The sequence below is a fragment of the Microbacterium sp. BG28 genome (genome assembly GCF_034044005.1).
Lineage (GTDB): Bacteria > Actinomycetota > Actinomycetes > Actinomycetales > Microbacteriaceae > Microbacterium.
The window spans coordinates 696,371-710,495 of record NZ_JAXCHA010000003.1 but is presented as its reverse complement, the minus strand read 5'-3'; the positions used below and the strand labels follow the sequence as shown (position 1 = coordinate 710,495).

The window sequence follows — 14,125 nt, the reverse complement described above, 5'->3', positions numbered from 1 at the left end:
AAGAGACAGTCTCATGACGACGACGTCAGCTCCCGTCAAGCAGCCGGGAGGAGCCCGGGTCGCGGTCCAGCGATTCGGCACGTTCCTCTCCGGCATGATCATGCCCAACATCGCGGCCTTCATCGCGTGGGGCTTCATCACGATGCTGTTCATCCCCGCCGGCTTCTTCGGCGCGGACAGCCCCTTCGGCTGGCACTGGTACCCCGTCTCCGAGATCATCGGCGGCGGCGGCGACTCCGCCATCATCGGCTGGAACGGCGCTATGACCGCGCTCGCCCAGGGCGACGGCGGCACCTTCCAGGCCTACGCCGGCCTCGTGGGCGCCATGGTCACCTACCTGCTCCCGCTGCTGATCGCGAACACCGGTGGCCGCATGGTCTACGGCGAGCGCGGCGGCGTGGTGGCCACCATCGCCACGATGGGTGTCATCCTCGGCACCAACATCCCGATGTTCCTCGGCGCGATGATCATGGGACCGATCGCGGCCTGGATCACCAAGCAGATGGACAAGATCTGGGACGGCAAGATCAAGCCCGGCTTCGAGATGCTGGTCAACAACTTCTCGGCCGGCATCCTGGGCATGATCCTCGCGATCATCGGCTTCTTCGCCTTCGGCCCGGTCTTCCTGGCCATCAGCGACGGCCTCGGCGAGGCGGTGAACTGGCTGGTGTCGCTGAACCTGCTGCCGCTCGTGTCGATCATCGTCGAGCCGGCCAAGGTGCTGTTCCTCAACAACGCCATCAACCACGGCGTGTTCACCCCGCTCGGCATCCAGCAGGCGGATGAGGTCGGCAAGAGCATCCTGTTCCTCATCGAGGCCAACCCCGGCCCCGGCATCGGACTGCTGCTCGCCTTCTCGTTCTTCGGAGTAGGCATGGCCAAGGCCTCGGCTCCGGGCGCTGCGATCATCCAGTTCTTCGGCGGCATCCACGAGATCTACTTCCCGTACGCGCTGAGCAAGCCGATCACGATCCTCGCGCTCATCGCGGGCGGTGCGGCCGGCGTCACGACCAACATGGTGCTCGGCGGCGGTCTCGCCTTCCCGGCCGCCCCCGGCAGCATCATCGCCGTGGGAGCCGCGGCGATCGGACCAGGTGTCGGCAATCTGCTGATCGTGCTCCTCTCGGTGCTCGTCGCCGCAGCGGTCACCTTCATCCTGACCGCCATCATCCTCCGCGCCTCGCGCAAGCGGGATCTCGCGGCCGAGGCCGACACCTTCGGTGCCGCGATCGCCCAGACCGAGGCGAACAAGGGCAAGTCGTCCGCCGCGATGGACGCTCTGCGCGCCTCGAACTCTTCGGACGCGGACGCCGCGAACGAGGTGCTCGACAAGCTCGAGACCGCCATGGAGACCGGCGGCCAGGCCGACGGCGGGCTGCTGACCACGACGAAGGTCACCAACATCGTCTTCGCGTGCGACGCCGGTATGGGCTCCTCCGCCATGGGCGCGAGCGTGCTCCGCAACAAGATCAAGAAGGCCGGCGTCGAAGGCGTCACGGTCACCAACAAGGCGATCGCGAACCTCGACGGCAGCGAAGACCTAGTCATTACCCAGAACCAGCTCACCGACCGCGCGCGCAAGCAGACGCCCGGCGCGGTGCACGTCTCGGTCGACAACTTCATGAACTCTCCGAAGTACGAAGAGGTCGTGGACCTGGTCGTCGATCAGCAGAAGGATGGTCAGCAGGGCTGACCCCACAGGATGCGGGTCGCACACGCCGTGCGGCCCGCATCCGTGTCCGGCGGGCACGAGGTGTCCGCGGCGCCGCGAGCAGGCAGCGCGCGGCAGGAACGGGAAAGGAAGAATCATGGCAGTTCTCGGTATCGGACAGGTGCGCATCCACTCGGGCGGCGCGACCCGCGATGAGGCCATGCGCGAAGCGGCCGGCATCCTGGAGTCCGCCGGCGCCGTCACCGGCAGATACTTCGACGCCATGCAGCAGCGCGAGCAGGCGGTGTCGACCTACATGGGCAACGAGCTCGCGATCCCGCACGGCACCAACGAGACCAAGGACGAGATCCTCGCCTCGGGCCTCTCGGTCGTCCGCTACGACGGCGGCGTCGACTGGGACGGCAACCCCGTCTCGTTCGTGATCGGCATCGCCGGCAAGGGCGACGAGCACCTCGACATCCTGTCGCAGATCGCACTCCTCTTCTCCGACGAGGACGATGTCGCGCGCCTCAAGGCCGCGTCGACGCCCGAGGAGCTCTACGAACTGCTCGCGTCGGTGAACGCATGAAGGCCGTCCACTTCGGCGCGGGCAACATCGGGCGCGGCTTCGTCGGCCTCCTCCTACACGAGGGCGGCTACGAGGTGGTGTTCTCCGACGTGTCGGCCGGACTCGTCGATGCGATCAACGCGGTCGACAGCTACACCGTTCACGAGGTCGGCGACGGCGGCACGGACGTCGTGGTCACCGGGTTCCGCGCCCTCAACAGCGCCGAGGACCCGCAGGCGGTCGTCGACGAGATCGCGTCGGCAGACGTGGTCACGACCGCGGTCGGCCCCACGATCCTGAAGTTCGTCGCGCCCCTCATCCGCGCCGGGCTCGCACAGCGTGACGAGACCCTCGCACCCCTGCAGGTCATGGCGTGCGAGAACGCGATCGGCGCGACCGACCAGCTGCGCGCTCACGTCCAGGAGCAGGCCGGTGATGACTGGACGGCGCTGTCCGCGCGCGCCGTGTTCGCCAACACCGCCGTCGACCGCATCGTGCCGGGTCAGCCGGCGGATGCGGGCGTCGACGTCGTCGTGGAGCCGTTCTTCGAGTGGGCGATCGAGCAGGCGCCCTTCGGGGGCGCGCTGCCCCGCATCCCGGGCGCCCATTTCGTGCACGATCTCGCACCGTACATCGAGCGCAAGCTCTTCACGGTGAACACCGGTCACGCTGCGACCGCCTACTACGGGGCACGGGCGGGCATCGAGCGGATCTCGGATGCGCTGGCCGAACCGGAGATCGCGGCGGCGGTGTCGGCGACGCTCGCCGAGACGTCGGCCGTGCTGATCGCGAAGCACGAGTTCGCCCCCGACGAGCTCGCCCGCTACCGGGAGACGATCCTGTCCCGCTTCCGCAACCCTGCCCTCCCCGACACCGTGTGGCGTGTCGGCCGGCAGCCCCTGCGCAAGCTCTCGCGTCACGAACGCTTCGTCGGACCCGCCGCGGAGGCGGCCGAGCGTGGCCTGTCCACCGAGGCGCTGGTCGCCACGATGGGCGCCGCGCTGTCCTTCTCCTCCGCCGAGGATCCGGAGGCCGTCGAACTCCAGCGCCTGCTCGGAACCAGGAGCGCGTCGGCATTCACGACCGAGGTCACGGGCCTCGAGCCGCAGCATCCACTGTTCGCCGCCGTGCGCGACGTCGTCGCCGCACACCAGTCCGCCTGAGCATCCGCTCCCGCGAGCCCCGCCTCCGTCGGCCACGACGGGCGCGGGGCTCGCGGCGTTCTCGCCGTCGGCGCCCTCTACCCTGGACGGGTGACCGATCGCGCCCTCTCTCGTCCTCGCCGCATCCGTCGGGTTCTGGCGTGGTCGTTCGGCGGCCTGGGCGCGCTCGTCGTGGCCGCCATTCTGGGCGTGCTCATCTGGGGGCAGGTGGGCGTCATGTCCGCCGAGCCCGGGCCCCTTGAGGCGGTCCGCACCGACGCTGCCGTCACGGTCGACGAACAGGCCGGCGCGATCGTGCTCTCCCCCGCATCCGGTTCATCCGAGGTGGGGCTCGTACTCATCCCCGGCGCCAAGGTCGAGCCGATCGCGTACGCCGCCGTACTCTCGGGTCTCGTGCACGACGGCATCACCATCGTGATCACCCGGCCCTGGTACAACCTCGCCTTCCTGGACCCGCGCCCGCTGGACGCGTTCACCTCCCTCGCGCCGGAGGTCCAGACGTGGATGGTGGGTGGTCACTCGCTCGGCGGAGTCCGCGCCTGCCAGCTCGCGACGGATGCGGACGCGCTCGTGCTCTTCGCCTCCTACTGCGCGAACGATCTGTCGGCCACGGGTCTTCCCGTGCTCAGCATCGGCGGGAGCGAGGACGGCCTGTCGACTCCGGCGAAGATCCGGGACGCGGCGCCCCTGCTTCCGTCTGACGCACAGTTCGTCGAGATCGACGGCGCCTCGCACGCATCCTTCGGCGCCTACGGCCCTCAGGCGGGCGACGGCACGCCCACGATCGACGAGGCGGATATGACCGAGCGCGTGACGGAGCTCGTCACCGAGTTCGCCGCGTCGCTGCCACGCTGACGGCCGAGCGCGGTGCCGGCACTGCCCCGTGCCGGCACCGCGTCGGGCGCCGCATCCAGCCTCCCGTGTCCCACTCCTTCACGTCGTGTGCCATGAGCGCGTGCATGGTTGAGACACACAGCGCACCTGCTCGCTTGCGTGTCTCACCGGATCACGTAGCACACCCCAAGACCATGCACGGTTGAGACGCGCAGCGCACCCGAACACCGCCGTGTCTCAATGTTTCACGCTCCGCGCCGCGAAGGGGTGCACACCTGAGACACGCAGCACACCCGATCGCCTGCGTGTCTCACTCCTTCACGCTCCGCGCCACAACGATGTGCGTACCTGAGACACACGCCGCAACCGTCGCGGTCAGAGCGCGGACCGCGGCCCACGGTCTTTCCAGCCCCGCGCGACGAGCGCTGCACGCACCTTGGCGACAGCAACCCCCGGATCCGGCGAGAGGTGGTGATCGAGGATGCGGACGAGATGCCAACCGGTATCCCGAATGGCATCCCAGCGATCGGCATCACGGCGGAACTGCGTGACGCTGAAGGCATGCTGGCGCCCGTCGTACTCCACCGCCACGCGGTATACGGGAAACGACTCATCCAGACGCGCAATGGTGCGTCCCTGCGCATCCCGAAGCGGCGCGTTGAGCTCCGGTTCCGGCAACCCTGCTCGCATCAACACCAGGCGCAGCAGGGTCTCGCGCGCCGACTCCGAACCCTCCCGGATGAGCGACAGCGGCTCACCGAGGACGTCTCCCCGCATCCGCAGCGCTTCGGTCGTCAGCGCGTGGATGGTGGTGAGGGGACGGTCACGACGTACGAGGTGATCGGCGGCGACGACGAGGTCGTCCGTCATCCAGGTTCGGGATGCTTGCACCCACGCTCTCTCCGGCGCCTCCACAGGGAGCTCGCCGAGCAGGTGAACGTCGGGATCACGCTGCTGCAGTCGATGGCCGGACACCCCGCGCGTGCGTGGCGGAGAGGACGGCCGATGCACCGAGACGTGCACAGCCAGCGCATCTTGCGGCGGCACCGCGGCTCCGTACAGCGCCAGCGCGGTGGAATGGCTGAAGAACTGCCCCTTGCACAAGCGCGGCAGGTACCAGTGGCACAGGCGCACCAGCTCGTCCATCTCCAGATGCGGGTCCGGCGGCTCCGCCCGTATCCCGTGGAACGGGGCGATGAAGCGGTTCCCGCGGAGAACACCGCGCCCGATCCCCGCCTCACGTGCGGATCGATACGAGAAGGCGGATGCCGGGAACGCCGCGTCGGTCATCCCAAAGATGCCATCACGGCAAGGCGCCGCGTCCCCGCTCGCTCACTCGCATTGTCGGCGACCCGCCGCTCAGACGGAGTTGGGGAGGGCCGATCTTTGCGGCCGGCCACGCGACGTGTCTCAGTCGTTCACGATCGAGAGGCGCTGAGGGTGAATCAGTGAGACACGCATCCCAGCCCCCCGCATCCGTGTCTCACACATTCACGCCCCACGCCCCCAAAACGTGAACCACTGAGACACGGAGCGGACGAGCGTTCGACCGACGAGCACCAGGGCGGTCTCCCGGGCATCGAGGCTCAGCGATCGAAGCCGGCGCGACGGCGGCGCCTCACGCGAAGCCGTCGCTGATGAGGTCGATCAACTCCTCGCGCTCCTCGACCGGCAGGAAGACGCCCGCGGCGGCGTTGATCTGGAACGTCTCGAGATCATCGAGGCCGTAGTCGAAGGCCTCCGCGAGCAGTGCCAGCTCGCGCGTGAGCGAGGTGCGGCTCTGCGTACGGTTGTCGACGTTCACGGTCACCGCGAAACCCAGCTGGTACAGCAGGTCGAAGGGGTGATCCGCCATCTCGTTGCCCCATGCCGCGATCGCGCCGGTCTGCAGGTTGGAGCTCGGCGAGAGTTCCAGCGGGATCTCCCGGTCGCGCACCCAGCGCGCCAGATCGCCGAAGACGACCTCGACGACGTCGCCCTCGCGCGAGACGACCTCGAGGTCCTGCGCGATGCGCACGCCGTGGCCGAGACGCAGCGCGCGGCCGTCGAGCAGGGCCGAACGGATCGAGTCGAGCCCTGCCGCCTCGCCGGCGTGGACGGTGACCGGGAAGAACTGCGCAGCGAGGTAGTCGAAGGCGGCACGGTGACGCGACGGCAGGAAGCCGTCTTCAGGACCAGCGATGTCGAAACCGACGGCCCCGCGATCACGGAAGGCGACGGCCAGCTTGGCGATCTCCAGCGAACGGTCCGTATGGCGCATCGCGGTGATGAGCTGGCCGACGCGGATGTCGTGCCCGGCATCCGCCGCCGCGTCCTCGCCCTCCTCGATGCCCTCCTGCACCGCTTCGACGACCTCCTCGAGGGAGAGCCCGCCGGACAGGTGCTGCTCGGGCGCCCAGCGCACCTCGCCGTAGATGACGCCGTCGGCGGCCAGGTCCTCGACGAACTCCCGGGAGATCCGCGTCAGGTTCTCCCGCGTCTGCATCACCGACGTCGTGAGGTCGAAGGTCTTGAGGTATTCGACGAGCGAGCCCGAGTCGCTCGTCTCCGCGAACCAGTCGGCGAGGTCGTCACCGTCGCTCTCGGGCACGGGCAGGCCCGCGGCGTCGGCGAGCTCGACGATCGTGTCGGGGCGCACGGCACCGTCGAGGTGGTCGTGCAGGGAGATCTTCGGCAGGCTTCGCAGCGAAACTCCGTCGAGGGTGGCGTCGCCGTGCTGGTCGATGGGCATAAGGGGTGCTCCTCGCGGTTCGCGGTGGACTCAGGCGGTGATGCGTTCGGCGACGCGGGCGGATGCGGCCGGTGCCGCATCGCCGATCTCCCATGCCCCCTCGAGCGCCTCCAGGGCGCGCGGGAAGCGGGCAGCATCCTCCGCCGACAGGGTGAACAGCGGGTGACCAGCCTCCACGCGCTCCCCGAGCTGCGCATGCAGGTCGATGCCCGCGGCGTGCACGACGGCGTCCTGCGGACGTGCACGTCCGGCTCCCAGCCGCCACGCGGCGATGCCGAACGGCAGCGCCTCGAGGCGCGTCACGACGCCGGAGCGGGGCGCGAGCACCGTGTGCGTCTCCCTCGCCACCGGCAACGCCGCATCCGGGTCGCCGTCCTGCGCGACGATCATGCGGCGCCAGACATCCATGGCGCGCCCGTCCTGCAGCGCCGCCTCGACGTCCGCGTCGGGCTGACCGGCCAGCGCCAGCATCTCGCGGGCGAGGGCGACCGTCAGCTCCACGACGTCGGCGGGGCCGCCACCGGCGAGCACCTCGACGGACTCGCGAACCTCGTTCGCGTTGCCGATCGCCCGGCCCAGCGGGCTGTTCATGTCGGTGAGCAGGGCGGTCGTCGCGACGCCCGAGTCATTACCGAGCGCGACCATCGTGCGCGCGAGTTCGCGAGCCTTGTCGATGTCCTGCATGAAGGCGCCCGAGCCGAACTTCACGTCGAGCACGAGGGATGCGGTGCCCTCGGCGATCTTCTTGGACATGATGCTCGAGGCGATCAAGGGGATGGCCTCGACCGTTCCGGTGACATCGCGCAGTGCATATAGACGCTTGTCGGCCGGTGCGAGCCCCGAGCCCGCGGCGCAGATCACCGCGCCGACGTCGTCCAGCTGCGCGAACATCTCGTCGTTGGACAGGGCGGCCCGCCACCCCGGGATCGACTCGAGCTTGTCGAGCGTGCCTCCCGTGTGGCCAAGGCCGCGACCCGAGAGCTGGGGCACGGCGACACCGAACGCCGCCACGAGCGGCGCCAGCGGAAGGGTGATCTTGTCTCCGACGCCGCCGGTGGAGTGCTTGTCGACCGTGGTCCTGGACAGCGCGGTGAAGCTCATCCGTTCACCCGACGCGATCATGGCGTCGGTCATCACGCGGATCTCATCACGGCTCATGCCGTTCAGCAGCACGGCCATCGCGAACGCCGACATCTGCGCATCCGTCACGTACTCGCGCGTGTACGCATCGATCATCCACCGCAGCGCCGGCTCATCGACGGGACGGCCGTCGCGCTTGGCCCGGATCACATCGACGGCGTCGAAGGGCTCGACGGCGCTCATCGGCGGTACTCCTCGAGATCGCGGGGACCGAACGCGTCGGGCAGCACCTCGTCGATCGTGCGGATGCCCGACACGGTCTCGAGCAGCATCCCGGGTAGGGCGAACTCGTTCAGCAGCTGACGGCAGCGCCCGCACGGCATGATCGTCTGTCCGTCGCCGTTCACGCACACGAATGCCACGAGCTGTCCGCCGCCGGTCATGTTCAGCTCCGAGACCAGGCCGCATTCCGCGCACAGTCCGACCCCGTAAGAGGCGTTCTCGACGTTGCACCCCGAGACGATCCGCCCGTCTGTGACGAGGGCGGCGGCTCCCACCTTGTAGCGGGAGTAGGGGGCGTAGGCGCGCTGCATGGCCTCGGTGGCGGCGGTGCGCAGCTCGTCCCAGTCGATGTCGGTCACGGTGTCCTTTCGAAGAAGCGGATGCGGGCGTCAGCCCTTGATGTACGGTTTTCCGGCGGCGGCGGGCCCCCGGATCTGCCCGGCGAACCCAGCGACGGCGAGGATCGTCACGACGTAGGGCAGCATGAGCATGAACTCGCTGGGGATCGGCGTCTTCAGCACCGTCAGCAGGTTCTGCAGGTTCGTCGCGAACCCGAACAGCAGCGCCGCAAGCGTGGCGCGGATCGGATCCCACCGGCCGAAGATGACGGCGGCGAGAGCGATGAAGCCGAGGCCGGCGGTCATGTCCTTGCCGAACTGCGGCACGGACACGAGCGTGAAGTACGCGCCGCCGATGCCGGCGATCGCGCCCGCCAGCGAGACGTTCCAGAACCGCGAGGCGTTGACCTTGATGCCCACGGTGTCGGCCGCCTGCGGGTGCTCACCGACGGCCCGCAGACGCAGACCCCAGCGCGTGCGGTAGAGGCCCCACGCGACGAGGGCGACCGTGACGAACATCAGGTACACGATGAAGGTCTGGTTGAACAGCACCGGTCCGATGATGGGGATCTCGCTGAGACCGGGGATCTGCAGACGCGTGAAGCGCTCGGGACGGTTCAGTGCATCCTCGTTCGGCGCCAGCAACGCACCGTAGAGGAATCCGGTCAGGCCCGTGACGAGCACGTTGAGCACGACACCGACGATCACCTGGTCCACGAGGTACTTGATCGCGAACGCGGCCAGCACGAAGGAGACGAGGACGCCGCCGATCATCGCGCCGATGAGGCCGATGAACGGGTTGCCGGTGATGCTGGACAGGAGCGCCGCGGAGAACGCTCCGAGCAGCAGCTGCCCCTCGATGGCCACGTTGACGACACCGACTCGCTCTCCGATCACGCCGCCGAGGGCACCGAAGACGAGCGGAACCGACAGCGACACGGCGCCGAAGAGCAAGCTCGGAACCGGGACGAGCCCGTCGGCACCGGCCCACACGAGGAACGCGAAGACGCCGAGGATGCTGAAGGCGATGGTCAGCCAGAGCGGCTGACGGCGATACGACCACGCGAGCCAGAACGCGAAGATGGTCAGGACCACCAGGACGGCCCATACCAGCCACGAGGTCAGGGCCGTGGGCACGCCCACATCCCCGAGCGCCAGCGCCTGCGAGGGGTCGCCGAGGCGGAACGACGATGTTCCGTCGCGCGGAGAGAGGCCGAACAGCGCCGCCAGCAGGGCGACGACCGCGGCCAGCACGATGGGGCCCTTGAAATGACGCTGCTTGACGACGGCGAGATGGATGGTGCCGTCGCTCTGCTCGAGCTGCGCGGCGGCGTTGTCGTGGATCGGAGCGCTCACGCGGCCACCGCCTTCTTCGCGGCCTTGGCTCGCGCCTTGGCTGCCTTCTCGGCATCGGACTTGGGCAGGAAGAACACTGCGCGCAGCAGCGGCGGCGCCGCGATGAAGAGCACGATGAGCGACTGGACGACCAGCACGATGTCGACCGGGATCCCCTGCGCCTGCATCGAGAAGGATCCCGCCTTCAGCGCACCGAACAGGATGCCTGCGGCGAACGTTCCCCACGCGCGGCTGCGCCCGAGCAGGGCGACCGTGATGGCGTCGAAGCCGATGCCGGCGTCGATCGTGGCGCCGAATCCGGTCGTCACGGTCCCCTGAATCTGATTCATCGCCGCGAGGCCGGCGAGGCCGCCCGCGAAGAGCATCGCGTAGATGTAGAGGCGTTCCACGCTCATTCCCGCAGCACGCGCGGCGTGCGGGTTCTCTCCCACCGCGCGCAGACGCAGCCCGAGGCTGGAGCGCTCGATGAGCCACCACACGAACACGGTCGCCGCGATCACGACGACGAAGCCCCAGTTGAGCTGCGGGAACTGCGGCCCCAGCAGGTCGGGGAACTGTGCCGACTCCGGCGTCGGCTTCGTGATGGGCTGGTTGGTGCCCTCCATCTGGAGCAGCCCTGGCGTGCGCAGCATCCACAGCAGCAGGTAGTACGCCACGTAGTTGAGCATGATCGTGAGGATCACCTCATGGGCACCCGTGCGCGCCTTCAGCAGACCCACGAGGCCGCCCCACAGCGCACCGCCGACGATGCCGGCGATCAGGGTGATGGGCAGATGCAGCCACAGCGGCAGGTCGAGGTTGAAGGCGAACAGCCCCGCGAACATGGCCGCGATGAGCATCTGGCCACGCGCACCGATGTTGAACAGTCCCGCGCGGAAGGCGAGCGCGACACCGAGACCGGCGGCGATGAGCGGAGTGGCGAAGCCGAGAGCATTCGTCAATGGCCGGATCTGCGCCGCGAAGTCCGCACCCCGCGAATTGAAGATCGCTCCGCGGAAGAGAGCCTCGTAGCCGTTGTAGACGGCCTGCCAGATGGCGACGAAGGTGTCACCGGGACGCGCGAAGAAGTAGCCGGATGCGGCCTGCACATTCTCGTTGGTGACGGCGATCAGGATGCCGCCCACGATCATCGCGAGCACGATCGCGAGCAGCGTGGTCACGGCGCTTCCGCGCATCAGCTCGCGCAGGAAGATGCCGGAGCGCGTCGGGGGGATCTCCTCGCCGGCCAGCGGCCCTGTTGCGCGTGGGAGCTCGGCGTCGCCGTCGCCCTTGCGGGCGCCTCCGTCGCTCGTGGGCGTCGAACCGCTCATGCGGCCACCTCCGGGTCGGTTGCGCCGGCCATCATGAGGCCGAGGGTGTCGCGAGACGTGTCGCCGGGCACGATGCCGACGATGGTGCCGCGGTACATGACGGCGATGCGGTCGGCGAGGGCGCTGACCTCGTCGAGCTCGGTGGAGACCACGACGATCGGAATACCGGCGTCCCGCGTCTCGATGATGCGCTTGTGGATGAACTCGATGGACCCGACGTCGACACCCCGGGTGGGCTGCGCGACGACCAGCAGGCGCAAGTCGCGGCTCATCTCGCGCGCGATGACCACTTTCTGCTGGTTGCCCCCCGACAACGTGCCGGCGGGAGTCTCCGGGCCACGGGTACGGATGTCGTACTCCTGGATGCGGTCGCGCGCGAACGCGTCCAGTGCGCGGCGGCGCAGCGTGCCGCCGCGGGCGAAGGCGGGGTCGGAGGAACGATCGAGCACGAGGTTCTCGGCGACGGAGAAACCGCCGACCAGGCCGTCTTCCTTGCGGTCCTCCGGGACGAACCCGACGCCTTCGTCGAGGATCGCCCGCACGCTCTTGCCGACCAGTTCGGTGCCGTCGAGGCTGATGGAGCCCTCGACACGCGCCGCGAGTCCGACGATCGCCTCGACGAGCTCGGTCTGGCCGTTGCCCTGGACGCCGGCGACCGCGAGCACCTCTCCGGGGCGCACGTCGAAGTCGACGCCGTCGACGACGATCGCACCGGTCGAGGTGAGAACACGCAGCCCGCTGACCTTCAGGCCACCCTCGCCGAGCTTCGGCGGCTCCTTCTGCACGGTGAGCTCGACGGCGCGCCCGACCATGAGGGAGGCAAGCTCGGTGTTGGTCGCGGTCGGCGATGCTTCGCCGACGACCTTGCCGAGCCGGATGACGGTGATGCGGTCCGCGACCTCGCGGACCTCACGAAGCTTGTGGGTGATGAAGACGATGGAGGTGCCCTCGTCCCGGAGCTGGCGCATGATCGCCATGAGCTCGTCGGTCTCCTGCGGTGTCAGCACCGCGGTGGGCTCGTCGAACACGAGGACCTTCGCGTCACGCGAGAGCGCCTTGATGATCTCGACGCGCTGCTGCACACCCACGGGCAGATCGCCGACGAGAGCGTCGGGATCGATCTCGAACCCGAAGCGCTGTGCCACCTCGCGTACGTGCCTGCGCGCCGCGTTCAGGTCGAGGCGACCGAGCGCCTTCGTGCTCTCGTGCCCGAGCATCACGTTCTCGGCGACGGTGAAAACGGGGATGAGCATGAAGTGCTGGTGGACCATGCCGATACCCGCGGCCATGGCATCGCCGGGACCGCGGAAGTTCTGGACGACGTCGTCCAGAAGGATCTCGCCCTCATCGGCGCGATACAGGCCGTACAACACGTTCATGAGGGTCGACTTGCCTGCGCCGTTCTCCCCCAACAACGCATGGATCTCCCCGGGCCGGACCACCAGATCGATGTGGTCGTTGGCGACGAGGCTGCCGAATCTCTTGGTGATCCCGCGGAGCTCGAGCTTCATAGATGCACCCTACCTGGGGAGAAAATGCCTGTCGAAAGGCGTCGGAACGGGACTCGGGGCGAGCGGCTGGAAAGCCACTCGCCCCGAGGTGGTGCGGTTCAGATCAAGAACCGGCGGGAGAGTTCTTCGAGGTCACCGTGATGGTTCCCGCGATGATGTCGTCCTGGAGCTTGGTGAGCTCGTCGGTCAGGCCCTCCGGCAGCTGCGACTCGAAGTCGTGGAAGCTCGAGAGCTTGACGCCTTCGTTCTTCAGCGTGCCCACGTAGGGGGTCGGGTCGAACTCGCCCTTGGACGCGGCGACGGTCGCGTCGTAGACGGCGACGTCGATCGCCTTCATGATCGAGACCAGCGTGATGTCGGCGACGCTGTCGTCGGCGACGGCGAGGTCGCTGTCGACGCCGAGCATGAGCGTGTTCTTGCCGCTGTCGGCGATGGCCGCGGCGGCGCTCTTGTAGATCGGTCCACCAACGGGCAGGATCACGTCGACGCCCTGGTCGAGCACGCCCTGAGCAGTCTGCTTGGCGGTGTCGTTGGCGTCGAAGCCGCCGGTGAACGAACCCTCCTGCGTGTCGACGTTCCAGCCGAAGAGCTGGACGTTCGCGCCCTTGTCCTCGTTGTACTTCTCGACGCCCATCGCGTAACCGTCCATGAAGACGGCGACCGACGGGATCTGCATGCCGCCGAAGGTGCCGACCTTGTTGACGCCGTCCTTGGCGGACCACGCTGCGGCGGCGTAACCGCCGAGGTACGCGGCCTCAGCCGTGTTGAAGACCAGCGGCTTGATGTTCGGCGCGTCGGTCTTGCCGTCGAAGTCGGTGTCGGCGTAGTCGTCGATGATCGCGAAGTCGAGATCGGGGTTCGCGTTGGCGGCCTCGACGGTGGCGGCGGCGAGCTTGAACCCGACGGCGATCACGAGGGTGCAGCCCTCCGAGATGGCGGTCTGCATGTTCGGCGCGTAGTCGTTGTCGTTGGTCGACTCGAACTCGAGCGGGGTGACGCCGAGCTCCTTGGCGGCCTTGTCCATGCCGTTCTTGGCCGACTCGTTGAACGACTTGTCGTCCCAGCCGCCCGCGTCAGAGACCAGGCACGGCTTGAAGCCGTCGACGACGTCGGATGCGGAGCCGCTCGTCGTTTCGGTCGTGGGGGCGGAGCCACAGCCGGCCAGCAGCGCGGCGGTGGCCACGATCGCCAGGCCGCTGAGCAGCGCCTTGGTCGTCGTCTTCTTCACGAGTCCTCCATCAAGAGACGTGGGAATGCCCCGGCTGTTCCGGGGACGGATGCGGCAACGTTACCTAATGCGA

At 68.4% G+C, this 14,125-nt stretch carries 12 protein-coding genes; 4 read left to right on the top strand and 8 right to left on the bottom strand.

All coding sequences use genetic code 11. The annotated features are described in order from the left end of the window. The first annotated feature begins 13 nt into the window (after positions 1 to 13). From SK224_RS14390 to SK224_RS14375, 4 genes are all read left to right on the top strand, one after another. A complete protein-coding gene (locus SK224_RS14390; protein ID WP_320435343.1) occupies positions 14 to 1,693 on the top strand; it encodes a PTS mannitol transporter subunit IICB in 1,680 nt (559 codons plus the stop codon). A 115-nt stretch (positions 1,694 to 1,808) separates the two neighbouring features. Continuing rightward, positions 1,809 to 2,240: a PTS sugar transporter subunit IIA gene (locus SK224_RS14385; protein WP_307319651.1), complete on the top strand. Its 432-nt coding sequence runs from the start codon at positions 1,809 to 1,811 to the stop codon at positions 2,238 to 2,240. Next, positions 2,237 to 3,382: a mannitol-1-phosphate 5-dehydrogenase gene (locus tag SK224_RS14380; RefSeq protein WP_320435342.1), complete on the top strand. Its 1,146-nt coding sequence runs from the start codon at positions 2,237 to 2,239 to the stop codon at positions 3,380 to 3,382. The genes SK224_RS14385 and SK224_RS14380 overlap by 4 nt, the downstream gene beginning before the upstream one ends. 90 nt (positions 3,383 to 3,472) lie before the next feature. Further along, positions 3,473 to 4,237: an alpha/beta hydrolase gene (locus SK224_RS14375; RefSeq protein WP_320435341.1), complete on the top strand. Its 765-nt coding sequence runs from the start codon at positions 3,473 to 3,475 to the stop codon at positions 4,235 to 4,237. Between the two features lie 354 nt (positions 4,238 to 4,591). On the opposite strand, the gene SK224_RS14370 is transcribed toward SK224_RS14375, so the two are convergent. From SK224_RS14370 to SK224_RS14335, 8 genes are all read right to left on the bottom strand, one after another. Next, a complete protein-coding gene (locus SK224_RS14370; protein ID WP_320435340.1) occupies positions 4,592 to 5,506 on the bottom strand; it encodes a hypothetical protein in 915 nt (304 codons plus the stop codon). A gap of 328 nt (positions 5,507 to 5,834) precedes the next feature. After that, a complete protein-coding gene (locus SK224_RS14365) occupies positions 5,835 to 6,947 on the bottom strand; it encodes an adenosine deaminase (RefSeq protein WP_234073435.1) in 1,113 nt (370 codons plus the stop codon). Between the two features lie 30 nt (positions 6,948 to 6,977). After that, the gene (locus tag SK224_RS14360; RefSeq protein WP_320435339.1) at positions 6,978 to 8,270 is read right to left on the bottom strand and encodes a thymidine phosphorylase; all 1,293 of its coding nucleotides are present in this window, start codon (positions 8,268 to 8,270) and stop codon (positions 6,978 to 6,980) included. Then, the gene (locus SK224_RS14355) at positions 8,267 to 8,668 is read right to left on the bottom strand and encodes a cytidine deaminase (protein ID WP_137416324.1); all 402 of its coding nucleotides are present in this window, start codon (positions 8,666 to 8,668) and stop codon (positions 8,267 to 8,269) included. Before SK224_RS14355 ends, SK224_RS14360 begins: the two co-directional genes overlap by 4 nt. A gap of 30 nt (positions 8,669 to 8,698) precedes the next feature. Further along, positions 8,699 to 10,003: an ABC transporter permease gene (locus tag SK224_RS14350; RefSeq protein WP_320435338.1), complete on the bottom strand. Its 1,305-nt coding sequence runs from the start codon at positions 10,001 to 10,003 to the stop codon at positions 8,699 to 8,701. Beyond that, the gene (locus SK224_RS14345; protein WP_320435337.1) at positions 10,000 to 11,313 is read right to left on the bottom strand and encodes an ABC transporter permease; all 1,314 of its coding nucleotides are present in this window, start codon (positions 11,311 to 11,313) and stop codon (positions 10,000 to 10,002) included. The genes SK224_RS14350 and SK224_RS14345 overlap by 4 nt, the downstream gene beginning before the upstream one ends. Beyond that, positions 11,310 to 12,824 (bottom strand): ABC transporter ATP-binding protein, encoded by a 1,515-nt coding sequence (locus SK224_RS14340; protein WP_320435336.1) that lies wholly within the window; start codon positions 12,822 to 12,824, stop codon positions 11,310 to 11,312. The genes SK224_RS14345 and SK224_RS14340 overlap by 4 nt, the downstream gene beginning before the upstream one ends. A 103-nt stretch (positions 12,825 to 12,927) precedes the next feature. After that, the gene (locus tag SK224_RS14335) at positions 12,928 to 14,052 is read right to left on the bottom strand and encodes a BMP family lipoprotein (RefSeq protein WP_413816792.1); all 1,125 of its coding nucleotides are present in this window, start codon (positions 14,050 to 14,052) and stop codon (positions 12,928 to 12,930) included. Between the last annotated feature and the right edge of the window lie 73 nt (positions 14,053 to 14,125).

Excerpts from the sequence above, each read along its gene's own strand:
- SK224_RS14390 (WP_320435343.1), top strand. The coding sequence starts at position 14 with ATGACGACGACGTCAGCTCCCGTCAAGCAGCCGGGAGGAGCCCGGGTC.
- SK224_RS14385 (WP_307319651.1), top strand. The coding sequence starts at position 1,809 with ATGGCAGTTCTCGGTATCGGACAGGTGCGCATCCACTCGGGCGGCGCG.
- SK224_RS14380 (WP_320435342.1), top strand. The coding sequence starts at position 2,237 with ATGAAGGCCGTCCACTTCGGCGCGGGCAACATCGGGCGCGGCTTCGTC.
- SK224_RS14370 (WP_320435340.1), bottom strand. The coding sequence starts at position 5,506 with ATGACCGACGCGGCGTTCCCGGCATCCGCCTTCTCGTATCGATCCGCA.
- SK224_RS14365 (WP_234073435.1), bottom strand. The coding sequence starts at position 6,947 with ATGCCCATCGACCAGCACGGCGACGCCACCCTCGACGGAGTTTCGCTG.
- SK224_RS14360 (WP_320435339.1), bottom strand. The coding sequence starts at position 8,270 with ATGAGCGCCGTCGAGCCCTTCGACGCCGTCGATGTGATCCGGGCCAAG.
- SK224_RS14345 (WP_320435337.1), bottom strand. The coding sequence starts at position 11,313 with ATGAGCGGTTCGACGCCCACGAGCGACGGAGGCGCCCGCAAGGGCGAC.
- SK224_RS14340 (WP_320435336.1), bottom strand. The coding sequence starts at position 12,824 with ATGAAGCTCGAGCTCCGCGGGATCACCAAGAGATTCGGCAGCCTCGTC.